39 protein-coding genes and 1 pseudogene are annotated in these 21,552 nt (G+C 35.2%); 9 read left to right on the top strand and 31 right to left on the bottom strand.

Annotation, left to right across the window (positions count from 1 at the left end; translation table 11 throughout):
* Positions 1 to 38 precede the first annotated feature (38 nt).
* The 26 genes from RCJ95_RS17130 to RCJ95_RS17255 all read right to left on the bottom strand — a co-directional run bounded on the left by RCJ95_RS17130 (position 39) and on the right by RCJ95_RS17255 (position 12,722).
* Entirely contained in the window at positions 39 to 257 is a 219-nt protein-coding gene (locus RCJ95_RS17130) for an Acb2/Tad1 domain-containing protein (protein WP_446722552.1), read from the bottom strand.
* Positions 258 to 805: 548 nt separating this feature from the next.
* Positions 806 to 1,354 (bottom strand): hypothetical protein, encoded by a 549-nt coding sequence (locus RCJ95_RS17135; RefSeq protein ID WP_349531954.1) that lies wholly within the window; start codon positions 1,352 to 1,354, stop codon positions 806 to 808.
* 265 nt (positions 1,355 to 1,619) lie between these two features.
* The gene (locus RCJ95_RS17140; RefSeq protein WP_446722553.1) at positions 1,620 to 1,874 is read right to left on the bottom strand and encodes a hypothetical protein; all 255 of its coding nucleotides are present in this window, start codon (positions 1,872 to 1,874) and stop codon (positions 1,620 to 1,622) included.
* A 3-nt stretch (positions 1,875 to 1,877) separates the two neighbouring features.
* Entirely contained in the window at positions 1,878 to 2,207 is a 330-nt protein-coding gene (locus RCJ95_RS17145; RefSeq protein ID WP_446722554.1) for a hypothetical protein, read from the bottom strand.
* Between the two features lie 31 nt (positions 2,208 to 2,238).
* Entirely contained in the window at positions 2,239 to 2,538 is a 300-nt protein-coding gene (locus RCJ95_RS17150; RefSeq protein WP_306431970.1) for a MazG nucleotide pyrophosphohydrolase domain-containing protein, read from the bottom strand.
* Positions 2,539 to 2,620: 82 nt separating this feature from the next.
* Positions 2,621 to 3,145, bottom strand: a complete 525-nt coding sequence (locus RCJ95_RS17155; RefSeq protein ID WP_446722555.1) for a hypothetical protein — start codon at positions 3,143 to 3,145, stop codon at positions 2,621 to 2,623.
* 26 nt (positions 3,146 to 3,171) lie between these two features.
* The gene (locus RCJ95_RS17160; RefSeq protein ID WP_446722556.1) at positions 3,172 to 4,608 is read right to left on the bottom strand and encodes a DNA cytosine methyltransferase; all 1,437 of its coding nucleotides are present in this window, start codon (positions 4,606 to 4,608) and stop codon (positions 3,172 to 3,174) included.
* A gap of 35 nt (positions 4,609 to 4,643) precedes the next feature.
* Positions 4,644 to 4,841 (bottom strand): hypothetical protein, encoded by a 198-nt coding sequence (locus RCJ95_RS17165; RefSeq protein WP_446722557.1) that lies wholly within the window; start codon positions 4,839 to 4,841, stop codon positions 4,644 to 4,646.
* A 28-nt stretch (positions 4,842 to 4,869) separates the two neighbouring features.
* Positions 4,870 to 5,253 carry a hypothetical protein gene (locus tag RCJ95_RS17170; RefSeq protein ID WP_446722558.1) on the bottom strand — a complete coding sequence of 128 codons (384 nt, stop codon included), beginning with the start codon at positions 5,251 to 5,253 and terminating at the stop codon, positions 4,870 to 4,872.
* A gap of 24 nt (positions 5,254 to 5,277) precedes the next feature.
* Positions 5,278 to 5,568: a hypothetical protein gene (locus RCJ95_RS17175; protein WP_446722559.1), complete on the bottom strand. Its 291-nt coding sequence runs from the start codon at positions 5,566 to 5,568 to the stop codon at positions 5,278 to 5,280.
* Positions 5,565 to 5,795 (bottom strand): hypothetical protein, encoded by a 231-nt coding sequence (locus RCJ95_RS17180; RefSeq protein ID WP_446722560.1) that lies wholly within the window; start codon positions 5,793 to 5,795, stop codon positions 5,565 to 5,567. The genes RCJ95_RS17175 and RCJ95_RS17180 overlap by 4 nt, the downstream gene beginning before the upstream one ends.
* A gap of 105 nt (positions 5,796 to 5,900) precedes the next feature.
* Entirely contained in the window at positions 5,901 to 6,218 is a 318-nt protein-coding gene (locus RCJ95_RS17185) for a hypothetical protein (RefSeq protein ID WP_446722561.1), read from the bottom strand.
* Between the two features lie 16 nt (positions 6,219 to 6,234).
* The gene (locus tag RCJ95_RS17190) at positions 6,235 to 6,432 is read right to left on the bottom strand and encodes a hypothetical protein (protein ID WP_446722562.1); all 198 of its coding nucleotides are present in this window, start codon (positions 6,430 to 6,432) and stop codon (positions 6,235 to 6,237) included.
* A gap of 2 nt (positions 6,433 to 6,434) precedes the next feature.
* On the bottom strand, positions 6,435 to 6,974 hold the full coding sequence (locus RCJ95_RS17195; protein ID WP_446722563.1) for a Holliday junction resolvase RecU: 540 nt from the start codon (positions 6,972 to 6,974) through the stop codon (positions 6,435 to 6,437).
* Between the two features lie 32 nt (positions 6,975 to 7,006).
* Entirely contained in the window at positions 7,007 to 7,246 is a 240-nt protein-coding gene (locus RCJ95_RS17200) for a hypothetical protein (protein ID WP_446722564.1), read from the bottom strand.
* A 58-nt stretch (positions 7,247 to 7,304) separates the two neighbouring features.
* Positions 7,305 to 8,273 carry a ParB/RepB/Spo0J family partition protein gene (locus RCJ95_RS17205; RefSeq protein ID WP_446722565.1) on the bottom strand — a complete coding sequence of 323 codons (969 nt, stop codon included), beginning with the start codon at positions 8,271 to 8,273 and terminating at the stop codon, positions 7,305 to 7,307.
* 44 nt (positions 8,274 to 8,317) lie between these two features.
* Positions 8,318 to 9,073, bottom strand: coding sequence for a ParA family protein (locus RCJ95_RS17210; RefSeq protein WP_446722566.1), 756 nt, complete (start codon positions 9,071 to 9,073; stop codon positions 8,318 to 8,320).
* Positions 9,070 to 9,981, bottom strand: coding sequence for a rolling circle replication-associated protein (locus RCJ95_RS17215; RefSeq protein WP_446722567.1), 912 nt, complete (start codon positions 9,979 to 9,981; stop codon positions 9,070 to 9,072). Before RCJ95_RS17215 ends, RCJ95_RS17210 begins: the two co-directional genes overlap by 4 nt.
* A gap of 299 nt (positions 9,982 to 10,280) precedes the next feature.
* On the bottom strand, positions 10,281 to 10,409 hold the full coding sequence (locus tag RCJ95_RS17220) for a hypothetical protein (protein WP_446722568.1): 129 nt from the start codon (positions 10,407 to 10,409) through the stop codon (positions 10,281 to 10,283).
* Positions 10,406 to 10,759: a sigma-70 family RNA polymerase sigma factor gene (locus tag RCJ95_RS17225; RefSeq protein ID WP_446722593.1), complete on the bottom strand. Its 354-nt coding sequence runs from the start codon at positions 10,757 to 10,759 to the stop codon at positions 10,406 to 10,408. Before RCJ95_RS17225 ends, RCJ95_RS17220 begins: the two co-directional genes overlap by 4 nt.
* Complete coding sequence (locus tag RCJ95_RS17230; RefSeq protein WP_446722569.1) at positions 10,651 to 10,941, bottom strand: sigma factor; 291 nt, start codon at positions 10,939 to 10,941, stop codon at positions 10,651 to 10,653. Before RCJ95_RS17230 ends, RCJ95_RS17225 begins: the two co-directional genes overlap by 109 nt.
* A 24-nt stretch (positions 10,942 to 10,965) precedes the next feature.
* Positions 10,966 to 11,121, bottom strand: coding sequence for a DUF6906 family protein (locus tag RCJ95_RS17235; RefSeq protein ID WP_446722570.1), 156 nt, complete (start codon positions 11,119 to 11,121; stop codon positions 10,966 to 10,968).
* Positions 11,122 to 11,318: 197 nt separating this feature from the next.
* Positions 11,319 to 11,663 carry a hypothetical protein gene (locus RCJ95_RS17240; RefSeq protein ID WP_446722571.1) on the bottom strand — a complete coding sequence of 115 codons (345 nt, stop codon included), beginning with the start codon at positions 11,661 to 11,663 and terminating at the stop codon, positions 11,319 to 11,321.
* Between the two features lie 268 nt (positions 11,664 to 11,931).
* On the bottom strand, positions 11,932 to 12,144 hold the full coding sequence (locus RCJ95_RS17245) for a hypothetical protein (protein WP_446722572.1): 213 nt from the start codon (positions 12,142 to 12,144) through the stop codon (positions 11,932 to 11,934).
* A gap of 40 nt (positions 12,145 to 12,184) precedes the next feature.
* Positions 12,185 to 12,415 (bottom strand): helix-turn-helix transcriptional regulator, encoded by a 231-nt coding sequence (locus RCJ95_RS17250; protein ID WP_446722573.1) that lies wholly within the window; start codon positions 12,413 to 12,415, stop codon positions 12,185 to 12,187.
* Between the two features lie 133 nt (positions 12,416 to 12,548).
* The gene (locus RCJ95_RS17255; protein WP_446722574.1) at positions 12,549 to 12,722 is read right to left on the bottom strand and encodes a hypothetical protein; all 174 of its coding nucleotides are present in this window, start codon (positions 12,720 to 12,722) and stop codon (positions 12,549 to 12,551) included.
* 155 nt (positions 12,723 to 12,877) lie between these two features.
* On the opposite strand from RCJ95_RS17255, the gene RCJ95_RS17260 reads away from it, so the two are divergent.
* From RCJ95_RS17260 to RCJ95_RS17275, 4 genes are all read left to right on the top strand, one after another.
* Positions 12,878 to 13,372, top strand: a complete 495-nt coding sequence (locus tag RCJ95_RS17260; protein WP_446722575.1) for a helix-turn-helix domain-containing protein — start codon at positions 12,878 to 12,880, stop codon at positions 13,370 to 13,372.
* A gap of 14 nt (positions 13,373 to 13,386) precedes the next feature.
* Positions 13,387 to 13,581 carry a hypothetical protein gene (locus RCJ95_RS17265; RefSeq protein ID WP_446722576.1) on the top strand — a complete coding sequence of 65 codons (195 nt, stop codon included), beginning with the start codon at positions 13,387 to 13,389 and terminating at the stop codon, positions 13,579 to 13,581.
* Positions 13,582 to 13,688: 107 nt separating this feature from the next.
* A complete protein-coding gene (locus RCJ95_RS17270) occupies positions 13,689 to 14,873 on the top strand; it encodes a tyrosine-type recombinase/integrase (RefSeq protein WP_446722577.1) in 1,185 nt (394 codons plus the stop codon).
* A gap of 241 nt (positions 14,874 to 15,114) precedes the next feature.
* Positions 15,115 to 15,768 carry a FusB/FusC family EF-G-binding protein gene (locus tag RCJ95_RS17275; protein WP_221682322.1) on the top strand — a complete coding sequence of 218 codons (654 nt, stop codon included), beginning with the start codon at positions 15,115 to 15,117 and terminating at the stop codon, positions 15,766 to 15,768.
* Positions 15,769 to 15,970: 202 nt separating this feature from the next.
* On the opposite strand, the gene RCJ95_RS17280 is transcribed toward RCJ95_RS17275, so the two are convergent.
* Positions 15,971 to 16,231, bottom strand: a complete 261-nt coding sequence (locus RCJ95_RS17280; protein WP_221682372.1) for a hypothetical protein — start codon at positions 16,229 to 16,231, stop codon at positions 15,971 to 15,973.
* A gap of 120 nt (positions 16,232 to 16,351) precedes the next feature.
* Positions 16,352 to 16,798 carry an HTH domain-containing protein gene (locus RCJ95_RS17285; protein WP_446722578.1) on the bottom strand — a complete coding sequence of 149 codons (447 nt, stop codon included), beginning with the start codon at positions 16,796 to 16,798 and terminating at the stop codon, positions 16,352 to 16,354.
* A 69-nt stretch (positions 16,799 to 16,867) separates the two neighbouring features.
* On the opposite strand from RCJ95_RS17285, the gene RCJ95_RS17290 reads away from it, so the two are divergent.
* On the top strand, positions 16,868 to 17,008 hold the full coding sequence (locus RCJ95_RS17290; RefSeq protein ID WP_221682324.1) for a hypothetical protein: 141 nt from the start codon (positions 16,868 to 16,870) through the stop codon (positions 17,006 to 17,008).
* Between the two features lie 12 nt (positions 17,009 to 17,020).
* Here the strand turns inward: RCJ95_RS17290 and RCJ95_RS17295 are convergent, their stop codons facing one another.
* On the bottom strand, positions 17,021 to 17,920 hold the full coding sequence (locus RCJ95_RS17295) for a TetR/AcrR family transcriptional regulator (RefSeq protein WP_221682325.1): 900 nt from the start codon (positions 17,918 to 17,920) through the stop codon (positions 17,021 to 17,023).
* Between the two features lie 193 nt (positions 17,921 to 18,113).
* Here RCJ95_RS17295 and RCJ95_RS17300 point away from each other — a divergent pair, with 193 nt between their 5' ends.
* Entirely contained in the window at positions 18,114 to 18,527 is a 414-nt protein-coding gene (locus RCJ95_RS17300; protein WP_221682326.1) for a gamma-type small acid-soluble spore protein, read from the top strand.
* A 151-nt stretch (positions 18,528 to 18,678) separates the two neighbouring features.
* Here RCJ95_RS17300 and RCJ95_RS17305 read toward each other — a convergent pair whose 3' ends face one another.
* A complete protein-coding gene (locus RCJ95_RS17305; RefSeq protein WP_221682327.1) occupies positions 18,679 to 19,179 on the bottom strand; it encodes an Rrf2 family transcriptional regulator in 501 nt (166 codons plus the stop codon).
* 170 nt (positions 19,180 to 19,349) lie between these two features.
* Between RCJ95_RS17305 and RCJ95_RS17310 the strand changes: the two genes are divergently transcribed.
* The 3 genes and pseudogenes from RCJ95_RS17310 to RCJ95_RS17320 all read left to right on the top strand — a co-directional run.
* Positions 19,350 to 19,991 carry an FMN-dependent NADH-azoreductase gene (locus RCJ95_RS17310; RefSeq protein ID WP_446722579.1) on the top strand — a complete coding sequence of 214 codons (642 nt, stop codon included), beginning with the start codon at positions 19,350 to 19,352 and terminating at the stop codon, positions 19,989 to 19,991.
* A 14-nt stretch (positions 19,992 to 20,005) separates the two neighbouring features.
* Complete coding sequence (locus RCJ95_RS17315; RefSeq protein ID WP_446722580.1) at positions 20,006 to 20,443, top strand: carboxymuconolactone decarboxylase family protein; 438 nt, start codon at positions 20,006 to 20,008, stop codon at positions 20,441 to 20,443.
* Between the two features lie 475 nt (positions 20,444 to 20,918).
* Positions 20,919 to 20,996, top strand: a pseudogene (locus RCJ95_RS17320) (hypothetical protein); the annotation flags it as partial.
* A gap of 167 nt (positions 20,997 to 21,163) precedes the next feature.
* Here RCJ95_RS17320 and RCJ95_RS17325 read toward each other — a convergent pair.
* Complete coding sequence (locus RCJ95_RS17325; protein WP_221682330.1) at positions 21,164 to 21,511, bottom strand: hypothetical protein; 348 nt, start codon at positions 21,509 to 21,511, stop codon at positions 21,164 to 21,166.
* Positions 21,512 to 21,552 lie beyond the last annotated feature (41 nt).

The following is a 21,552-nucleotide window of genomic DNA, read 5'->3' on the forward strand; positions in this document are numbered from 1 at the left end:
ACTTTCCAAAATAAAAAAGCCTCCATGAATGAAGGCTCTTAATTCCTAGCAATTGATGCGTTAGCCCAAAACACAGCAGTTTCTAAATTAGTCATAGCTACTGATTTTTCACGACTGTTTGGGCTTAAATAGTCAATCAAGTATGCAAGCTCTTTAGCCTTTTCACGAATAGCCTCATACATCTCTGGTTGTGCCTCTTTCGGAGCATGGGACTTAAAATTATTTTCAATTTGTTGGTTAAAATTTTGTTTTGGCATTATTCAACACCCCCCCAATTTAATAAAAAGCACTGCAACGAAATACTGTTACAATGCTTTTTTCACAACCTATTTAAGTAAATGAAGTAGACAAGGATTTGCACCTTGTATGGTAATTTTCGTGGTATCTCGTTTATGCCCGATATTGCTGAAGCTTCAGCGCCCTATTACCAAGAGCCATTAACTACACCACTACATTGCGTCTACCTATTCCGCCACTACTCCTTTACATTAGCCTTACCGTGCTAGGGATAAGGCTCGTCTACTGCGGTAAAAATATTTAATTGTCGATTGCTCTTTTTCGACATCACGGTAGAGCGCACCATGTTGTTTTGCAACGATAGTTTGTGTTTCAGTGCGTTTCCGCGCACTTTAACAGTAGTAAGTTTGTCTTTTAAAAAAGGGGGTTGCATAATTCACATGATAATCACCCCTTTCGATCGTTGGAAGACTAATTTCCTCCGCTTCCAGATATACACATTAGTCTTACACTATCATCATACATTGTTAATAATGAAAATAATATGAAGTGTTTTTGCAACGACATCTCAGATTCGAAATCGTAAACCATCTACCCCAAAAATCAATACGGTCAAGTCCTCATAGGCTTTTTTAACATCATTGTAAACAGTCCTGTCGGATAAAAACTGAATTTCACCAATTTCTACATATGTTTTTTTTACAGGAGCTAGATATAAATGATAGATGGAATTATATCGTCTGGCTTCTTCTGCTGTAGTAGCTTCTTCGCACATCGCTTTATAAACATTTAACATGCGATCAAGAAATTTAATAATGGCTAGCGTTCTTTTTTTCGAACGTTTAATCGCCTCTACTGCTAAATCATCTGTGTCCAGATCATCAATAACAAGTTTGTGTTCTAACTTTACAATGTCGTTCTGAACGTCAGCAACATGTTCTACAAAACTGCGATAATTACGCAACAGCATCTTTACGTTACGCAATCGACGGTCATGCCTTTGTTTTTCTTGTTTTTGTGACTCTTGTTTGTATTGTTCGATCGCTACTACTGCCGCAGCCCTAGAAATCACCTCAATATGCTCAGTTGTTAAAACTGTTGTCTTATGTTCTGTCATAGTTTTACCTCCTATGAAGTGTTCAAATTTCCGACCTATCTTTCACTTGCATATCAAGGTAACTACAACACTTTCTTTTTTATGCTATAATTACCTTGTGTATAGTTTGGCTGAGTAGTAGGTGTTCCTGCTGCTCTTTTTTTATATCCTTCTTTCTTCCTCATATTCCCTTTTTAATTTTTCATCGTCCAACCTCTCATAGTATTCTGGCACTAATCGTCCGAATGCTGTAAGATAGGCTAACATTTCTTCCCTCGTCAGATTTTCATTTTCCATCTTTTTCACACTCTCTTTTTGAAGTGTGCGGGTTTTTCTTTGACCATCTACCAGCCTTGCTAATCTGTTCTAATTCTTTCCCTATGCTTCTTAACTGCTTATATACTTTGCAACCTCTGCATTTTTGAGATGGTTTGTATGCTCTACGGTTAAGACAACCTTTGCATCCAAAGTAAGAAACATGGTCTTGCTGGTTAATCAATTCCGCTCTACGTTTTCTAGTTTCCTTTCGTATTGCGTTCATATATCATTCCTCCTTACTTATAACCGCTTTCTGATTATTTTCGCCAGGAACTATACTTTTAATTTTTATATTATCTACATTAACGAACTGTAGTACGTCACTTTCATCAATAAATTCTGAACCAAAACCCGCTACTAGTTTCAAAGTTTTTTCCGCATCAAGTGAGATAATTTGTATCCATTCATCCTTTTCTGCATCAACTTCATGATCTTGAATTTCAACAGTACACTCATTAAGTGCCTTCACTAGATTTTTATACTTCCTTTCATATCCATCTACTCTTTCTCGTAAATTATCGAAATCTTGTATTGAAATTTGTACTGTACCTTCCATAATCCATATCTCCTTTCTTTATCCAATCTTTCTAGTATAATTTTCCACCATGTTTATATGGTCGCGTTTTGTTATACGCCATCTTCGCCATGATGATTGATTCTAAGTCGATTCCTTTTGAACCAGCTAAATCGAACACCCTGATACATACATCAGCTAATTCTTCTTGGAATTTCTGTGATTCCCCTTTTCTGTCCGCTTCTAGAGCTTCGCTGACTTCACTGTGTACTAACGCTAAAATTGTACCCGTCTCACGTTGTTCGTCATACCAGCCCTTTTGAATTGCTGTTTTATGTGCTTCTTTACATAATCCATTGATTGTCATATCCATGTAAAAATCTCTCCTTAAATTTTTCTAATGCTAAACAATATTCTCAAAATGTTCCGTAGCTTTGATGGATTGTTGATTAAAATTATTGAGTTATATATGCTACTAACGTATCTACGAAAGTTTTATTGTAAGCTTTCATTTGGTGCATCATCCAATCAACATCTTTGCCATCAACTTTTAATTTAAAGAATCTTTTAAAATCTTCCTCATTCAAAATCAAACCGTATTTTTCAGCACTTTTTTTAACTTGACAGAAACACCAGTCTTTATTTTCATTAGTAGCTAATTCTGACTTCAAACGAGTGTAATTAGTTACTTGATGTTTTACTTTTACGACAGGCTTTTCTAAATGGAATTTTCCACCTTGATACCATTTAGCTTTTGTGTATTCCCACGCTGCCATTGAAATTTCAATTGCCGATTTATCATTGTCAACATCACCGAAATCTTTTAAATACTGTTCTAAATTGGGTACTATTTGCGCTAACTTTTCTAAATTTTCTTCGTTGTAGTCAACTAGTACATAGATCAGTGTTTCACCATCGCTATCCGTTTCAACGATTTCCATACTATTTAACAGTTCTACTTTTTCTTTAGTCGATAACATGGTTATTCCCTCCTGTATATTATCTTTCATATATTCATTGCATAACGACTGCTACTCGCACACATTTCTGGTAAATTCGCTCTTACAAGCGCTTCTGCAAATGGTGGTGGTACTGCATTGCCACATCTTGCTACTTGAGCAGTTTTAGGATATGTCTTCCCTTCGAAATCCTTGTCGATTACATAATTTTTAGGAAAGCCTTGAGCAGCAAATAATTCATGAGGTTGAAGCATTCTCATTCCAATATCCACAATCTTATAATCTTGACCATGAATTGTGACTAATCCAAAGCGATCTCTCGTTGTGATAGTGTGTAAAGGTTCGTCCATTTGCTGTCCAATGTCTGACCCGTAATATTTTGTGAGAAAAGCATTAACCAGTCCAAATCTATTTGCAGTAGGAATCGTTGCAATAGGCTCTTTTAATGTTTGACCTCTTACTCCATTTTTAGTTGTTTCTGTGTAATAAGTCGCTAAAAAAGGAGTTACTAATGCATGATGTCCACCAGTAGTTATTGTCTTGATTGGTTCGTCAAGTTTACTTCCTGAATGTCCTGTTGTATTTACTAGAAGCATAGGAGTTACTAAACAATGCTCTGCTTTCGTTGTAATGGTAGTTAATGGTTTGTTAAGTTGATATTGAAGTCTATCTCCACCAAATCCAGTTTGACCAATACGCACAATAAACGGTGAAGGATTATTAATAACAAATCGTTCTATCCCTCGAGCAATTCTACGCATCGTATTTTCAGCAAGAGGTTTCTTTCTGTCGAAAATTGAAGGTGTACCTATTGACCAATCTATAATCTCACTGGCTGTTCTCCAAGGTAATAATTTACCCACTTGAACTTCTAAACTATCGGGATTTCCATGAGTAGGTTCTGGCCATTTGATTGCTTTCCCATCACATCTAGCAATCATGAAAAATCTCTTTCGAGTAGTCGGCGCACCATAATCACATGCTCTTAACTCTTTGAATTCAACCTGGTATCCTAATGATTCAAGTGCTTTTACAAATGATTGGAATGTTTGACCTTTTCTGTTCTCGTCTGGATACCCATCTTTTAAAGGCCCCCACGTCTTAAACTCTTCAACATTTTCTAGCATTATAACTCTTGGTTTAACTGCAATTGCCCACTTAACTGCAATCCAAGCTAATCCACGTACTTTTTTATCAACAGGCTTACCACCTTTAGCCTTCGAAAAATGCTTGCAATCTGGACTAAACCAAGCGAGCCCTACTTTTCGTCCATTAACTGCTTCTTTAGGGTTCACATCCCAAACGGACTCACAATAATGTTCTGTATCTGGGTGATTTACTCTGTGCATAGCAATTGCAGCTGGATCATGATTAATTGCAATATCCACACTCATTCCTGTTGCCATTTCAATACCTGTACTTGCCCCACCACCGCCAGCAAAATTGTCTACAATTATTTCTCTAAATAGGCTTAATTGCTTCACTGTAGCTACCTCCGTTTCTGCACATTTTCTGTCAACTAAAGATTAGACATATCGTCTTTTAACCACTCTTCGTTTTTTCCATCATCGTACCCATAATCTGTGACAGTGCCTTGCGTTCCTTCTGGACACCACTTATCACATGTATCCTCTACATGAACTTTATTGTCGAATTCGCCTGTTACAAAGCAAGCAAAAGCATAATGACCACAAGTCCAGCAAACCTTTTTACACATAAATTGCAACCCTCCTGTACAAAATGGTTCAATTCTGTTCTTTCAATTTTTCTACCTTAGACCGTTCAACCCATTCGTCATTTCTTCTATGGCTAACTATCGGGAAATAAACAGAATTGTCGTTTGCCAATAACTTTAAAACTTCTAAAAAGACATCTGTTTTTGTATTGCCGTAAACTACCCAACAATCCCAAGAACCTCTATAGTGCATTTTTTTACTTCCAACAGGGCAGTACTTCTTCGTGTCATGTTTGCAATAAGGATACTTGTCAAATCCTTCTTTGCTATGTTCAATTTTCAATTGGTGATTCCCTAATACTACTAAAGCTAATTTCTCGATTTCCTTTTGAACTTCTGCTTTTAGTGTTTTGTCAGCAAAAACTCTTGCTCTCCAATGTATGTTTTCACTCATAAGCTACCTCCTGCACAAAATCTTTCAATAAAGTACTACTTTTAATTTCCCTTCCTTCGCCATTTTTTGTTGTAATGCCATAAATTTCAAAACCGCTTCTTGTTCTGTTTTAGCTGGCTCAATCAGTTTCAAATCAGCAAAGTATTTTGTTACGCTTTTATAGCAACGGATCACTTGATAAACACCCCACTGACCATTTACGTTATCAACTACACGTAGCTGCTGTTCTTTTGGTGCTAAGGCTATCTTTATCCCTAGCACCTTTTCAACTTGGCGTACCTGTTCAAATTGTTCTTTCGAAACAACAATCTTCATGAACATTCATCCTCCCAAACCCTTTCGTAGTCTCCAAATAATTCACCGTATTGAATTTTTCTCTTTTTTCGCAAACTATCCATACACTTTTCGTATACAAGATAGCCGTCAAAATCTTCATACCAAACACGGATCACTTCATCAGTCGTTTCATGTTTAAACAGGCTGTAAAATATTTTCTTGACCTCAATTTCTTCGCCTTTGAAGATTAAAACAGGATTATCCATTTCAATCCCTTCCGCTTCTTTTAAAAATTCCAGTCACATTAATAGCATTACTGATTAAATACAGCCTTTTTTCTAGAGGCATAGACAAGAACCATTTTTTGAATTTCATCTCTTATGCCCCCACTCTGTTATTAATTGCATCGGGAACGGCAATTCATCTGGCAATATATTGATTGACTTTAAATTTTCTGAGGTTTTCATAGCATCTTTTATACACCCTCGATATAACCCGCTTCCTGAAAACCATTTGTCTTTGGCAATTATCATGTTGCACTCTTCATGAAGATGGAAATTGATATGCTGTTCATCTTCTTTCGCTTTAACGTAAACTGCTTGTTTGCCTTTCCCTATTTCGTTTTCACAACCAAAACACGGATGAACTTTTCGAGTTATGACCACTCGCTTGCCTCTAACCTCTATCATTGTTTAGCCCCCTTTTTTATTTTTTTGAATTTGCTTTTGATTTACGTATAGAAACATTGTGTGGCAACCCATATTCCTTCCGTATTTCTTCACGTGTCATTCCGTGTTCCATACGACAATGCGCTTCAGTGATAATATTACCTATGTGGTTACAATTCTTTACTGGACACTTGATATAACCGCCGCCTTGTTTAGCACTCCAATATTCAGCCATTATTAATCAACTCCTACGGCTTCTAAATAGTGAACTGTATATATCCCTGACCTAATACGAGGGCAATGATCTCTAAAGAATTGAATTGGTATTTGTTTTGAACCTCCATTTAGCGCAGCTACCCAAGCAGTTTCTAATTGCTCAAATTTAAGTAGATAAATTTCAGGTTCGTTTTTCCCTTCTAGCCAGAAGCAAATTAATAAAAATGATTTACCACCGTTAAAATGCCAAGAACGTAATTGCTCATATTGCTTTTTAGTTAAGTTTCTCAAAGGGAAATTAGTGCCACTACGGATTTCTTTGGCATCAAATAAGATGGCTTGCCCTTTGTACACACCGCTATAATCTACCCATGTCGCACTACCAAATTTACCCTCAACATCTTTTCCTTTTACTTCAGAAATCTTCACTGGCGTTGGTACTTTTCGGACGTCAGCAAAATTGTTATTACGATATTGATTGTTTGTCCCGTCAATTAAATTTTCGAACACTTTCCCTCTGTTCGCATGGCTGCGTGAATAAGATTGCTTTTGTTTCCTCATTACATCTCAACCCCTCACTTGATTTTCTATATTTATTTATTCATTAATTTTTCATTGATAAATTCATAGCATTTTTGAATTTTATAAATGTTAAAAACTTCTTCAAATTCCGCTTCTGTAGCAACTACAAAGAATTTTTCATTACGACATACACGTATATCCCCAAAGCGCAATGTGCCATCAATTGGCAATGCCTCTAATTGCTGATAGACGTAATCATTAATTCGAATATTTGTATCACACTCAAACATATTTAATTGAACAATCGACATAGCTTAACGCTCCTAACGAGTATTAATTGAATGCGGCCCAATAAATGGACCGCATTTGCTATCTAATTTTTTTAATGCTCATGATGACATAATCTTCAGGGATGCCATCATCGCCACCTTCCTGAAGATAAGTGACTCGCACTTCAACAAAACTACCTGTATACACTTGATTGTCAAAGTCAAATTCATTTATTTTCAACTTGTCGCCCACTCGAAAACTTTGATTATTAAAGCCATACATAAAAGTTTTTAATCCAGCTTTTATCGCTTCGAATTGTGGTGTGTAGCTGTCTAATTCGTGAGTCATTGGCTTTTCCTTCTGTTCTGACCCAATGACTTCTTGTTGCATCTCTTTTGCAATTGCTGGCGTTAAAGGTTTACCTTCCTTAAATTCCTTCACCGCTTCTTGTTGCTGTTCTTCAGGCAGTCTCGATGTTTCATATGCTGTGGTAAAATTAATTTTTTCATTGCTAAATTCTTCTTTTAACTCAGGAATCAATTTATTGTTAATGCTGTCCATTCGAGCAATTTGTGTAGGGGAAACGTTCATAAGCTGTGCTATGATGTCTCGCTTTCTTCCTGAAATCGGAATACCGCTTTTTTTCAGTTCAGTTAGCAGTTCTTTTAATCTAGCAGCTTGATATGTTTTCTCGTAATCTGTTAATTCCCGAGCAGTAGAGTTAGCCATAATTAATTGCAATTCAGCTTGGATGTCATCTACTGATTTTTGGATTTTGCAAGGTATACGTTTAAATTCCTCGTTACCTTCCTCATAAAGCTCTTGCATGGCTTTAAAACGTCTATGACCACTTATAATCTCGTAACCACCTTCAACTTCACGCACCACTAAATTTTGTTGTAGACCATGAAGTTCAATGCTAGCTTTAAGCTCCGTTACGTCCTTTACTACGTACTTATTCATTTCTGACGGAAACAACTTTTCAATTGGAATATGGTCAACCTTAAAGGCTACACTTTGCTTCTGTGATTCCTTGCTCATAAGTTGTGATAGATTGAATTTCGACATTTGCGCACTCCTTTCTCAAAAGATTTAACATGTGTCCGAATGTGTCACATATCTAAGTATTCATTCACCAGGGCTACATAATCTAAGCAAGCTGTTGACCGCTTCGCATACTCTAACAACGGCTTTCCAGCAAAGGTCATTTCATCAACCTTTACCGTCTTTCTAATACGTGTTGCAAACATTGGATAACCCTGTTGCTCTAGTAATTCTGCTCCTTGTGTATTTACACTGCTACGCTGATACATTGTTACAAAACAACCCGCAAAACGAATTTCACTATTAAACTCGCTTACATCGTCAATCTGTTCTATGATTTCTGTTAATCCATCAAAAGAAAATTGATCAATTTTGATAGGCACTAACACATCGTCAGAAGCTACCAGTGCATTTACCACTGTTAAATTGAGATCAGGCGCATTATCAATGATGCAATAATCGTATTGCTCCCTTACTTTTTTCAATTTTTTACGTAGCCTTGTTTGCTGTGGACGGACTGAATCCATTAATATTTCCTTATTTGCACGCAACAAATTCATATTGGCTGTAATTATGTCTAGACCTTCATAAGCTGTTTGCAAAATGACGTTATCCACATCTACTTTTTTGTCTGTTAATAACTCTGCAAGCCCTACACTGAATGGGTCATATAGTCCGAAAAACTTAGATGTATTGCCCTGCTTATCGTTATCAATGAGCAAAACACGCTTACCATGCACCGCTACTAATGTATAAGCGATATTGATAGCCGAAACCGTTTTAGCTACTCCGCCCTTTAGGTTGATAATGCTGATTATTTTCATATATCTAATCTCCTTTTTGTCTTTACTGGGTTATCAATTCGTATCATCTCCACATATATATAGACACCCGAAGTAAAAGGACTATATTTAACTTTGATTTCATTGAACTGATAACCTGGATACATTTTTTCAAATGTTTCATGAGCAGTATTTTGATTTAGTGCAATACGTTCCGCACGTTTCCTTGTTACTTTGTTATTTGCTATTGTGATAATTGGTTGTTTCAAATTGCGAGAAGGTGTATACCGTTTTGTGCTGTCTTTGCGCTGCTGCTTCATCATGTATCGAGCAATCTCTTTTAATCCACTTTCATTCGGTTGTAACTGTTGTGAATTAGCACGTCCTTTAGCCCATAATTCCTCCGCTACAGTGCGGTCATTGAAATTCATGATGATGTGGGCATGTACCCTTACCTTTTTTCCTTCCGAATCAGCAAACTCTATAACATAGATGTATTTAAGCTCCCCTAATCCCATCTTTTTCATATAACGTTTTATACGACGTATATAATTTGTTACATCTTTTTTTGCTTGTTCGTAACTTTCAGGCAAATTAAAATTGTCATACGTAAGATGCATAGCAATATCTTTAAAAGTGAAGTTTCTATTCACTAACCTTACAAAGTGCTTTATAGCATTTTTCATATTCAAATTCTTTTGCGCCATGCTACTTCTGCCATCTTGCTTCTTTTTCCCACGCTCCCACTTACCCATATCAGAACGAATGGGATAGATTTCACATTCAAGTATATTTCCGCTCTTAATTGTCTTTCTTCGACATTTAACTACTCTCTTATCACGTAAGTTTTCTAGGTGATCTTCAACTGAGTCTTCATCTACTGTGAACATTTCTTCATAATCTTCTATGTCGATTCTTTTATTAAGCGCATTAAACGGAGCACCCTTCATATGCCTATCCTCCAGTCAATCTTTTATAGCACCTAGTATGTTTACTGAAGTACTCCACCTTCACTTGTTTTCTCTGTGGTCGTAAACTTAATACTCCATACAAGGCCGTTAATTGACTGATTGCCATGAGGGTTGCTATACTAGCAATAAGGTATTTGGCAATAGTCAAATAATAAGTACTTACATGTCAGAATGTTTGTACAACAGATTTTTTTTCGTAAGTGTAAAGCCCCTGTGATGTTTCACAAAGGCTCATATTTCGGTTTTATAGGTAGGACTTGTTGTTACAGCAACTTGTCCTATTTTTCTATTAAAGCAACATAACCTTGCTGCCACGCTTCTACAAATTCATGAAATTCCCAACCTCTATTTATTAATTTCTTTTTATAGAAGTAATCGCCTAAAATATCTAGCATGTACTCACTCATGAATAAGCACCTTCCAATTCTTCCCTCAGCTTTTTTAATGCACCTCTTTTTAATCTACCTATATGCATCTGAGAAAGATTGACCATTTTTCCTATTTGGGATTGCGTTAAGCAAATGCCCGTATCTATACCAAAGCTGTGTTTAATAATGAATAATTCCAACTCGCTCAACTTTGTTAAAGCGTTTTTCAAATCAACATTTAACACAACTTCTGTTTCCACGTTTATATCATTTGCGATTTCTATTCGTTGTGTTGAATCCTCAGAAAAGGTTTCGTCAAGCGATATAGCTTGTACACGTTTTTTTCGAATTGATTTAATAATTTCACCCTCGATGCACTTTCCAGCAATAGTCGAGAACTTGTATCCTTTTTTGCATCAAAAATTCTACTGGCTTTAATTAACCCAATCATGCCAACTTGAGCAAAGTCATCATGCTCCATATTTTGTTGGTAATAACGTTTAGCGATAAAATGAACCAAACGTTTATTCTCTACTACTAATCGCTCTTGTTCAGCAGTCTGCATGGACATTTTTTTCACTCCCTTGTTATCACTCTATAAAGGTGGTATTTTTCGTGTTCTTCCAGAAATACGGTGGATTATTAACCAGTAATCTACTGTTCTCTTACTAATTAACCAATTGTCACAATTTAATCGTAGAGACCTTAAATAGATTTTTTCTTTTCTAGTTGGCTTTTTTGGATTTTGCATTACTATGACCTCCAATCTTAAAACTATTTAACAGAAGTAAGCTAGACACTAACACCGCTTCTTGATATACTGATTTCATTGACTAAATAAATCAGTGTGTTTAAGCTGCTTGATCGCTCCAACGATTGAGCAGTTTTTTATTTGAGACATACGCCAAACACCTAATACGTTGTTTCACCGTCATTTTTCTCCATGCTCTAATTTTGATGCGCATTGAAATTCACCACTTTTGCTGGTACTTCTTTTTCAAAAAAGCTACTAGCGATATTGCAGAAATTTGTAAGACGTTTTCCTTTGATATGTTTTTCTAAATTTTCCATATAATTAACACTGTTTTCTAAAGCTGAAAGACGTTCACGAACTGAGTCGTAATCCCCTTTTCTTATGAGCAAGTTAATTGCTGTCATGACATCCTCACAACAAGCTTTTTGATTTGCAAGTTCCAATTCAATTAGTCTCATTTCACCTGTGGCATTCTTAAAATCCACGAATACCAAATTTTTCAACCCCTCGTTATAAGCTTTTTGCAATTCATTAAGCATTCCAATACCTCCTCTTTTTATTGAAAAATAATTGACGTTGCTACCGCCGCATAAGCTATAAGTCTGAATGAATGATTGATTTATACCGTCATCGGCTCGGTATCACAGCGCTTTGTTTTATGTATGATGACTTCACATCAAGCAGCTTGTAAAATTCCTTAACAATCCTCATTGCATTTACAAACTGCTTGACGAGAGCGAGTTTTTTTGTACTCGCAAACGTCTGAAAAATTCTCACGTAATACAAGTTGACTTATTACCTTCAAAACTATGAACCTTTAGCTTTTTTCTTATTTTTTCTACTAAAAGTAGAAATCCATTTACCATTTGGGCCTTTTCTATGAGTCATTTCATAGTCACGTTCTATACTAGATACATCAACTTGATCTCTTGGAATCAAATTATTTCCTACTATTTTTTCTAACCCTGGCACTTCAAATCTTTCACCTTCAATGACAAATGCTATTTTGTAATCAAGCACAGGTACACCCCCCCTTCTTAGGACACTTTTAGTTCCACTTTCAACCTAATCTTTTTTGGCTTGATTCCGTTTGGCTATCTACACCTTTTAACCATTCATCAATCGTATCAAGATTGAAAACTATAACCCTTTCACTAAAGCGCATGTGCGGGATTTCCTTAGTTCGTATTAGCTTGTCTACAGTTGATTTCCCCATTGGGCAATTAACACTGGCTAGGTATTCGACAATTGCCTTTACACCCCTAACAGTTCTCATACTCTCCGTTCTCATGCTCTCTCCTCCTTTTTAAATACGGAATCTGTAGCATCGAAAATCATTAATTATTGTTAAAGATAAAATTAAGTAATTTCTTCTGCTACAGACTGAATCATCCTCTGATATATGGAACATTTAGAGACTGTTTCTAAGCTGTCTCTTCTTGATGCCCTTTCGCAATACGCAAACCCACTCGAATACCAGCTTGGTATCCCTGAAGCAACATCATGAAAGCTTGTTTCTCTTGTTCAGTCATGTCTTCTAGCTTAGTAGCTAAATTGTCGAAAACCGCTTCATCTTTGATGTCATAAATTACATCCACTTGCCTCTCCCCTTTCAAGGTAATATTTTTATCGCAAACAAAAAGTTGTGTATGAATACATAATAGTATTCAAAGTAAACTATGTCAACATATTTCAACTCAGAAGTTTTCATACAGAACTTTTTGTGTTATATTCACTTCAAGGAGGTGATTAAATGAATGTAGAAAACGAACGAATTAAGGAATTGCGAAAAACTCTGAAATTGAATCAAGAGGAATTTGGAGATGCCATCGGGCTTACTAAATCCAGCATTTCAAACGTTGAAAAGGGTGTTCGAAATGTTACAGAACAACATGTAAAACTCATTACCTCAGCTTTTAATGTCAACGAAGATTGGCTGCGCTTCGGTGAGGGCGAAATGTTTGTAAAAGAGGAAACGTTTTCATTAGATGAAAAAGCGAAGAAATTTAACCTTTCAGAATTAGAGATTGACATTATGAGAGGTTATATGGAGTTACCGCCCGAAACACGTAGTGAACTCATGGGGCTATTCGGTGGAATATTTAGCAAACACGCTGAAACTGCTGCTACAACTGTTGAAGACGAGATCGAAGCAGAATTAGCAAGCTATCGTCGTGAATTAGAAGCCGAGAAAAAAGCGAGAACGTCATCAGCTTCACAAGAACAAAGAAAAGGCTTAATAGGATGAGAGGCGTGTAAAAATTGGAGATGAATGATAGATTGTTACATTTATTTAACCAGCTAACTCAAAGCAACAAAGAGTATGTACTTAACTACCTTGAATCTTTAATAAAAAGCCAAGATACATTCAAAGATTTTAATGCCACTACTCCTAGTAAAACTATTACAGAAGAAGAGGAAATAAATAATTTGAAATTACTATTAGAGTTAGATTAATAAATTTTTGGATACTTAATTGTTGATAGAAATAAATAGTTTAGAGCAGACTCACTGGGTTTTGCTCTCTTTCTTTAAATATGAGGTTTAGTATGAGGTGAATTAATGTGTCTAGTTACGTGGAATTGCCTCCTAATAAAAAGGGAGAGCCTGGTATTAAAATAACTATCGAACTAGGGTATGACGAAACTACTGGGGAACGTATAAGGGAGTATAAAACCGTTCGATTGAAAAACTTATCTGCTAGAGCAATAAAAAACGCTATTAAAGAAGCTGAAATTGAAGCTCGTGAAAATTTGAAAAAGAACAATAACATTGTTAAAGGGATGACAACAGGGCGATTCATTAAAGAATTGTGGGAAGATTTACATTTAAGTAAATTAGCCCCACGCACTCAGACAGAATATAAAAAGATAGTTGATAAATCCATCTATCCGTATTTTGATAAACATATTCTAGAGAAAATAACACCTCTTAACATTGAAAAATATTTCAAGCACGAGTTAAATGCTGGCAATAAAAATTTCAAAAACAAGTATATTGTATTGAAAAGCATATTTTCATTTGCATTAAACATGAAATTAATAAATGAAAATCCTACGGAAACGATACAGTTGCCACAAATTGAAAACAAAGAGCGTGAATTAAAGCACTATGATGAAAAGGATCTAGCATTGCTACTCAACAAATTACACAATGCAAACCCTAAACATCGCATAGCTTTTAAATTAGCTTTTATGTTAGGTTTAAGACGTTCCGAAATTGCAGGACTAACGCACGATTCTATAGATTATGAGCACAATAAAATCTCCATTAACAAACAATTGCACTATAACGAAGATAATAAAACATTTTCATTTGGACCACCAAAAAATAAAAAATCTCGCACAATTATTGTACCTGAATTGTTCATGTGCGAAATTAAAGAATATGCTATTCATCACAGATTACAAAAATTGGATAAGCAAAAAAAAAATGAATGGTGTCCTGCTTTTACTGAAGATGGGACCGAAATGGACTTATTATATACCAACAATTTCGGTTATCCTGTACTCCCTAATTCGTTATCCAGAGCATGGTCAAAGTTTGTTAAATTAAACGATTTGAAGTATATAAATTTACATGGCCTGAGACATACTTTTGCATCTTATGCCATTGTAAAAGGAGTAAATTTTAAAACAATTCAAGAGCAATTAGGACATTCACATGTTAATATGTCTATAGGCACTTATGGTCACCTGACTGATGAAGATAAAGCCAACGATTTGAAGATATTTAACAAATTAATGTAGATTGGTCGCTTTTTGGTCGCCTGTTTAATTCAACCTATTATAAAACCTCATATAAAACCCATATAAATCAACGTTTCCTTTAAAGGAGGGATCGAAATGATAGCATTCACTTGTAATGCATGCTCTAGAACGACTTCTTTAGGTCAAAGAGGTCAAGATTAAGTTATAAACTAACAGAAATTGAATGATCTCTTTAGGCCAAAAAGTAATCAAATAGCCTAATAAACAGGAGAGATTTCAAATGGAACAACAAACAATTCAGCCGTTTTTAACGGTTGCCAACTATCATTTACTAGAACAGCAATTAAATAAAATTTTACATGCACTGACAACAACAAAGGATAAAAACGTTATCCTAGCAGTACGTGGCCTTGTTGATACGGAGGTAACAACAAAATTAGCATTATCAGAAGCAGAAACAATGCTGATTGACCAGCTTTTTGCTGTCACAGATCGTGCACAAGGTGATGCATTTTTAGAGCAATTAAAACCATATGTCATCCCGTTCAAGCCGGTGACCGCTAGTACGCTTAAAGCCATATTTAAAAAGGAAAAGAAGCTCAAGCTACCAAATCTAGAAGCACTCGATTTTCAGCAAATTTGTTATCTTGCTTGGGATGATGCTGGCACACATCGAAAATATGTTGTCCTTGAGCAAAATGGGCAGCTAAAAGGGATCAAAGGGATATTTGCTAATAACACGGTTCGCGGCATTTGTGCTATCTGTAATCGCCATTCAGATGTAGGCTTATTTACTACGTCCATTAAAGGACAGGTGGTAGGCACGTTTACCAACCACAGTAATTACATTTGTGCAGATAGTCAAACATGCAATGAACATGTTACGGATATGAACAGAACACTGGAATTTTTCGAGCGTATAACTCAAAAATAAATGAACGAAGGCAGAAATGTTGTGCAAGCAACATTTCTGCCTTTAAACTTTATTTAAAAGGTCAATTTTAGGGTATAGAGAAATGTTATCGGTTGGGATTACGATCAATAAATTTCTCTATTTCATCCGCTAATCCGTAGACAAGATGGAAATAGTGTTTTTCCGTCATGACACCCTTTTTTCGCCATTTTTGCATTTCTTCTTAATGAAATTGATAAAAATAGCCTTCTACATCTCTTCTAGCAATTCCTTTTTTCTCCGCCATCTCTGCAATAGAAAGACTTTTCCCCCACTCTTGGTCGTATTCCTGCACTGTCATGCCCCAAAATTTACTTATAGCTTCATAATCATATTTGACATGGTATACAAGAATACCTTCCTTATTTTCTTCAGCATATACGGTTGTAAAAAATAAGAAAACTACGATAAATAAAAGCATATACACTTTATTGCCATTTTTCATTTTGGAACCCCCATACTTTTTGAGGTTAATGTTTGTGGTTCTCGTCATTACTATATGAATGAAAACGTGGAAGTCATGAAGCTTTTATGCCAAGGAATGCTGTAATACCAGGTCTTGTCGTTAGTTATGTAATACAAAATGGAGCATGATACTATTCACGCAAATTTTCAATTCTACGTTCTTATCCATCGATAACGCTTGTCTAAAACCAATTAAGTCCTTTTCCTCTACATGAATCATTTTCGCGACACTATCCGTGGAAAACATGTATTCCTTGATGAGATCATTCAAAAGCAATGCGGCTCTTTCCCTTGCATCAAAGCCTTCAAAGCCAGCACATAACATAGCTATTTTTCGTTCAATCTTATCCAGCTGCTCCGTCGTAATGCTTCCCTTGTTATTCAATAAACTATCTAGCTCCTTCATTGGTAAATCAAATATTTTTGCAAGTTGCTGATGATTGAAACTAAATTTTTCAGCCACTTCTTGAATTTGCTGTTTCAGATAATCGTATCGGGAAATATTCGTGACAAAAGATACTTCTGCCCTATCCTTCCATTTTTTCACAGTCATAACCCTCTTTTCACAATTAATTATTCAAAATGAAACTATATTAAAAATCAGGACGCCATAAAAGTGGCAGTATTAATAAAAAAAACGGAAATCATAATGAAAGTGGTAGTGCTTTTAGGGGATAAAGACTTAATAACCCTCCCTAGAATTTTAGCCAACGAATTCAAAAGAAAAAACCAACTTTATGATAAAAAGCTGGTCTAGTCATTCAATCATTTATTGTGCCTTGCTGTTTTTCATCTTCATATAGAGCCAGAAAAGATTGGCTATTTCTTCAGCTTCATATTTATAAATTGTTTCAGCAAAAGAAGCACGAAATGGCTGTAACATGATCTCTAAAACACTCATGCGGGGTGTTTCTCTCTTCATTTCATCCAAAAGCAAGCTAGAAAGTTCGAGTGATTTTTGTGGAAGTTCGATTGTCGAGATTTTTTTACAAAATTTCTCTAATTTCTCTTGTATTTGTTCACTGGTGATGGACTTATAGGCTAAATCCTTTTCTAACAAAAACATTTCCTGTGGTTCTAATAAAATTTCTCCACTCTTAATCATTTCTGGGAGAAAACTTTCTACATATTTCAATGACCGAGTAACCACTTTTTTTAGATCTATCGTCATATTAGTAGCCAAATTCCAATAAAAAGATAAATATTGGAATGTGCCAAAAAAGACGACCGCACACTCATAATAATAGTGCTTTCCTTCTTCTCCATAAATATCATAGAATCTGTTTTTTAACCAGGTAATTTCATGAAAGCGATGTTCCGCAAGAATTTCTTGCAACTCTTCATCATGCAAAAAGGAGATTTCTCGAAATAAAGGCATTAAATTATATTTTTCTTTAATTTTTAATGTGGCGATTAATTGTTCAATTAAAACGTCAACATCATCTTTTTTCTTACCAACTAAAATTTCCTCTTTTAAAACATTTCGTTCTTGGCGATTTTGCTCTAATACGGCTTTCAGGCATTCGTTTTTAGATGAAAAATAATTATAAAATGTACCTTTCGAAATATTTGCCTTATCTAAAATATCCTGAACCGATGTATGCTGATACCCTTTTTCAGTAAATAATTGTAATGTTGATTCGATAACGATTTGTTTACGATCTTTCATACATTTCTCCAATCTCTAAACACAATAACGAACTGACTACAATTATACTAGGAAAACTAGATTTCTTAAACTATGTAAATTTGATGCAAGAGTCCTCATTCTGTAGTGCCAGTCCAAATCGGTTAGGTTTTTCTAAAATGTATGGATAGTAAAAAGCCTTCTGCACAGACTACTTTTCAGGAGGTGATATTTAATGGCGAATAATAACAACAACCAAAATTTCAACTCAAAAATTCCTAATGCAGCTCCAAACGCAATGAATTCAATGAATGTTGAATTCGGGAATGAGACTGATGTTAATCAAATCAGACAGCAAATTCAACAAGCTGAGGCTAAAAAGCAACAGGCTTCTGGTTCTATGAACGCAATGAAATCAATGAATGTTGAATTTGGGAATGAAACTGATGTTAATCAAATCAGACAACAAATTCAACAAGCTGAAGCTAAAAAGCAACAGGCTTCTGGTTCTATGAACGCAATGAAGTCAACGAACGTTGAATTTGGGAATGAAACTGATGTTAACCAAATCAGACAACAAATTCAACAAGCTGAAGCTAACAAAAAATTTGCTTCTGGTAAATTTGCAAACGAAAATAATTCAAAATAGCTTTCATTCAACATCCGCAGCCGGCATCCTTGCCGGTTTTTTGTTTCTCGGAAAATTTTAGTTGATTTCTTCAAGATAAAATTCTCGCTTTAGATGTTGATTCAAGTAAACCGAATTTACATACATCTACAATGATTCGATTGAAGTTATATCAATTTGTTTTTTTAAAAAAATTTTTTGCTTCTTCTATTTGCTCCTTTGGTAGCGTCCGCAGTAATTCTTCTTCTAACCATGCTATTGTTTTGCTTCTTAAATAATTACGCATGTGTTCTTCCGCTTCCAGCATGACACTATTGATCGTACAGTTCGTTTGACTTGAACAAGATTCACACTTTTGTTTTTTATTTTGATAAGCAAAATTCGCTTTAATATTCTTACACTGAAATATCGGCTCCTCACCTTCAACAGCTCGCACAACATCCCAAAATGTAATATCCTCAGGCTTTCTATTGAGTCGATAACCCCCTTTTACGCCAGATACCGAGCTAACGATGCCTTCCTTGGACAATTTCCCTAAAACTTTTGAAAGATAGGTCTCCGATAATCCTTGAAATTCTGATAAATCCTTTATTCCTATACTTTCATTTTTTGGTACATCAATTAAATAAACAAGACTGTGTAGGGCATATTCAACCATCACACTATATTTCATTATTCCACCCTCTTAAAACATTTTGCTTACCATGATAGTAACACATTTTAGCCATACATAAATGAATCAGTTTGACAAACGAAAATGAAAAGCGTATATTGTAGACAAATTTAATCAACGATTAAACTAATCGGCGATTAGTAACAACTTTATTTAACTGGAGGATTTTTATGCGTAAACTACTTGTGGTAAATGCACACCCTGAAGTGGAATCCAAGACATCTTTGAGCCTTCAAGTATTGGACCATTTTCTAGGGACATACAAAGAAAATAAACAGAATGATGAAGTAATTGAGCAAATTAATCTATATGAAGATGTTGTTCCGATGATAGATAAAGTTGTTTTAAGTGGCTGGGAACATTCTCGAAATGGAGATCCTTTGACACACGGAGAAAATGAAGTTTTGAAACGCATGAATGAAATTTTAGTTCAATTTAAAAGTGCAAATAAATACCTAATCGTGATGCCTTTGCATAATTTTAATATTCCTTCAAAGCTAAAGGATTATATGGATAACATTCTAATTGCGCGAGAAACATTCAAATATACGGAAAATGGTTCTGTGGGCTTATTAAATGATGGAAGGAGCATGATACTCATACAGGCAAGTGGTTCAATCTATACAAATGACGATTGGTATACCGAAGTGGAGTATTCTTACAAATACCTTAAATCAATGTTTGCCTTTCTTGGAATAGAAGATTTTAAAATTCTTCGTGTCCAAGGATCAGCCTTATTGAATACAGAAGATGTCTTGCAAAATGCACTTTATCAAGCGGATCAATTATCAGTTGAATTAGCTAATAAATAATGGAGGAAATCACAATGACACAACGTATGAATTATTATGAAGTTGCACCAGATGCTATGAAGATAATGATGGAAATGGAAAAATACACTAAAAAAAGTAGTATTGAGAGAAAGCTTCGTGAGCTCATTAAAATTAGAGCTTCTCAAATTAATGGTTGTGCCTATTGCATCAACATGCACACTGCTGATGCTAAGAAAATGGGAGAGACTGAACAGCGTTTATACTGCATTAGCGCTTGGAGAGAATGTACTTTTTATTCAGATGCTGAAAAAGTAGCATTAGAATTAACGGAACAAATTACGCTTATTCCAGATAAACGCGTTCCTGATGAATTATATGAACGTGTTCGCAAGCATTTTGATGAAAAGGCTTATGTCGATTTAGTTATCTTGATTAATCAAATTAACAGTTGGAATCGAATTTCTATTGCTATGGGCAATGTTGCGGAATAATAAATGGCTGCCTTAACAGGTAGCTATTTTTCTTATAGTAGTTTGATATTAATTGGAGTCGTACTTTCATTTGTCAGTCCCCCCTATCTCCCTTTAACAAAATGTAACTTTAGGAAATAAAAAAATTTCCCGGGTAAGCGCAAGAAAAGACAAATTCAACCCCACATTCCTCCATCAAGCGACTGATTTCTTCATTTTCCTTGCCTTTTGAAAATACTGGCAGAAGGCATTTTGGGATAGTTTCCCTGTTCAATAATTATTTCCTGTTGAGTAGAACCATCTTGAATACCTTCAATACCAAATAATCCGTGATATTCCCATCATCTCAAAATTTCGGGGTACATGCTTTCCCTTACCTCTCAGTATTGTGTTTTCACACAAACTCCTTACAATAGTCTTTTCTTTAAATATTAAAAAGCCACACCTTGTTAGATGTGACTCTCTGAATTAATTACTTGACGTAGTAAACTCTACAGGAAATATCTCAAGTGAGAATATACGCTTACAGGGAGGTACATTAATTTTAAGTCCTGAATTGCAGAAATGTTACTAGCTGAAATACCAATGCATATCAAATAAATATCCCAGATGGAGTTACTACTGTACAAAAAACTCAGACAAAAATGGTTGGAGTTTTATTGTGTATGTGAATCCTTTAATTTCATTACTTTCACTTGAACAAAACAAAAATGTACATCAAATGCCATAAGCTAAATACTATTATTTTATGTCAACAATTATTCTCGCTACTCTATATTCACCTTCTATCTCTATCGCCATATTGCTATCAATATCATTCGTAATTTCCACTTCCCTTATTTTATATATATTTGTTCCGATATTTAGTCTGTAACCCTCTTCGTGTTTTGTAGGTAAATCTGTTGTTTGTTCTTTTATTTCTCCGATTTTTTCTTCTATTTCATCATTTGGGATAGGTTCATTAGTAACAATATAATTATGACCATTCCAATTAAATACAGGGAAAGAAATATTGTCTTGATTTCTTTCATTGCACCCTGTTAACAGAAGAAAAGTAACTAAAAATAATAAAATTGGTCTTTTTATCATATTTGTTCCTCCATCAAAAAAGATGATGGTATTAACCACAT

This window comes from Lysinibacillus sp. BSL11, from assembly GCF_052928325.1.

Excerpts from the sequence above, each read along its gene's own strand:
- RCJ95_RS17130 (WP_446722552.1), bottom strand. The coding sequence starts at position 257 with ATGCCAAAACAAAATTTTAACCAACAAATTGAAAATAATTTTAAGTCC.
- RCJ95_RS17135 (WP_349531954.1), bottom strand. The coding sequence starts at position 1,354 with ATGACAGAACATAAGACAACAGTTTTAACAACTGAGCATATTGAGGTG.
- RCJ95_RS17140 (WP_446722553.1), bottom strand. The coding sequence starts at position 1,874 with ATGAACGCAATACGAAAGGAAACTAGAAAACGTAGAGCGGAATTGATT.
- RCJ95_RS17145 (WP_446722554.1), bottom strand. The coding sequence starts at position 2,207 with ATGGAAGGTACAGTACAAATTTCAATACAAGATTTCGATAATTTACGA.
- RCJ95_RS17150 (WP_306431970.1), bottom strand. The coding sequence starts at position 2,538 with ATGGATATGACAATCAATGGATTATGTAAAGAAGCACATAAAACAGCA.
- RCJ95_RS17155 (WP_446722555.1), bottom strand. The coding sequence starts at position 3,145 with ATGTTATCGACTAAAGAAAAAGTAGAACTGTTAAATAGTATGGAAATC.
- RCJ95_RS17165 (WP_446722557.1), bottom strand. The coding sequence starts at position 4,841 with ATGTGTAAAAAGGTTTGCTGGACTTGTGGTCATTATGCTTTTGCTTGC.
- RCJ95_RS17170 (WP_446722558.1), bottom strand. The coding sequence starts at position 5,253 with ATGAGTGAAAACATACATTGGAGAGCAAGAGTTTTTGCTGACAAAACA.
- RCJ95_RS17175 (WP_446722559.1), bottom strand. The coding sequence starts at position 5,568 with ATGAAGATTGTTGTTTCGAAAGAACAATTTGAACAGGTACGCCAAGTT.
- RCJ95_RS17180 (WP_446722560.1), bottom strand. The coding sequence starts at position 5,795 with ATGGATAATCCTGTTTTAATCTTCAAAGGCGAAGAAATTGAGGTCAAG.
- RCJ95_RS17185 (WP_446722561.1), bottom strand. The coding sequence starts at position 6,218 with ATGATAGAGGTTAGAGGCAAGCGAGTGGTCATAACTCGAAAAGTTCAT.
- RCJ95_RS17190 (WP_446722562.1), bottom strand. The coding sequence starts at position 6,432 with ATGGCTGAATATTGGAGTGCTAAACAAGGCGGCGGTTATATCAAGTGT.
- RCJ95_RS17195 (WP_446722563.1), bottom strand. The coding sequence starts at position 6,974 with ATGAGGAAACAAAAGCAATCTTATTCACGCAGCCATGCGAACAGAGGG.
- RCJ95_RS17200 (WP_446722564.1), bottom strand. The coding sequence starts at position 7,246 with ATGTCGATTGTTCAATTAAATATGTTTGAGTGTGATACAAATATTCGA.
- RCJ95_RS17205 (WP_446722565.1), bottom strand. The coding sequence starts at position 8,273 with ATGTCGAAATTCAATCTATCACAACTTATGAGCAAGGAATCACAGAAG.
- RCJ95_RS17210 (WP_446722566.1), bottom strand. The coding sequence starts at position 9,073 with ATGAAAATAATCAGCATTATCAACCTAAAGGGCGGAGTAGCTAAAACG.
- RCJ95_RS17215 (WP_446722567.1), bottom strand. The coding sequence starts at position 9,981 with ATGAAGGGTGCTCCGTTTAATGCGCTTAATAAAAGAATCGACATAGAA.
- RCJ95_RS17220 (WP_446722568.1), bottom strand. The coding sequence starts at position 10,409 with ATGAGTGAGTACATGCTAGATATTTTAGGCGATTACTTCTATAAAAAG.
- RCJ95_RS17230 (WP_446722569.1), bottom strand. The coding sequence starts at position 10,941 with ATGTCCATGCAGACTGCTGAACAAGAGCGATTAGTAGTAGAGAATAAA.
- RCJ95_RS17235 (WP_446722570.1), bottom strand. The coding sequence starts at position 11,121 with ATGCAAAATCCAAAAAAGCCAACTAGAAAAGAAAAAATCTATTTAAGG.
- RCJ95_RS17240 (WP_446722571.1), bottom strand. The coding sequence starts at position 11,663 with ATGCTTAATGAATTGCAAAAAGCTTATAACGAGGGGTTGAAAAATTTG.
- RCJ95_RS17250 (WP_446722573.1), bottom strand. The coding sequence starts at position 12,415 with ATGAGAACGGAGAGTATGAGAACTGTTAGGGGTGTAAAGGCAATTGTC.
- RCJ95_RS17260 (WP_446722575.1), top strand. The coding sequence starts at position 12,878 with ATGAATGTAGAAAACGAACGAATTAAGGAATTGCGAAAAACTCTGAAA.
- RCJ95_RS17275 (WP_221682322.1), top strand. The coding sequence starts at position 15,115 with ATGGAACAACAAACAATTCAGCCGTTTTTAACGGTTGCCAACTATCAT.
- RCJ95_RS17280 (WP_221682372.1), bottom strand. The coding sequence starts at position 16,231 with ATGAAAAATGGCAATAAAGTGTATATGCTTTTATTTATCGTAGTTTTC.
- RCJ95_RS17295 (WP_221682325.1), bottom strand. The coding sequence starts at position 17,920 with ATGAAAGATCGTAAACAAATCGTTATCGAATCAACATTACAATTATTT.
- RCJ95_RS17300 (WP_221682326.1), top strand. The coding sequence starts at position 18,114 with ATGGCGAATAATAACAACAACCAAAATTTCAACTCAAAAATTCCTAAT.
- RCJ95_RS17305 (WP_221682327.1), bottom strand. The coding sequence starts at position 19,179 with ATGAAATATAGTGTGATGGTTGAATATGCCCTACACAGTCTTGTTTAT.
- RCJ95_RS17310 (WP_446722579.1), top strand. The coding sequence starts at position 19,350 with ATGCGTAAACTACTTGTGGTAAATGCACACCCTGAAGTGGAATCCAAG.
- RCJ95_RS17315 (WP_446722580.1), top strand. The coding sequence starts at position 20,006 with ATGACACAACGTATGAATTATTATGAAGTTGCACCAGATGCTATGAAG.
- RCJ95_RS17325 (WP_221682330.1), bottom strand. The coding sequence starts at position 21,511 with ATGATAAAAAGACCAATTTTATTATTTTTAGTTACTTTTCTTCTGTTA.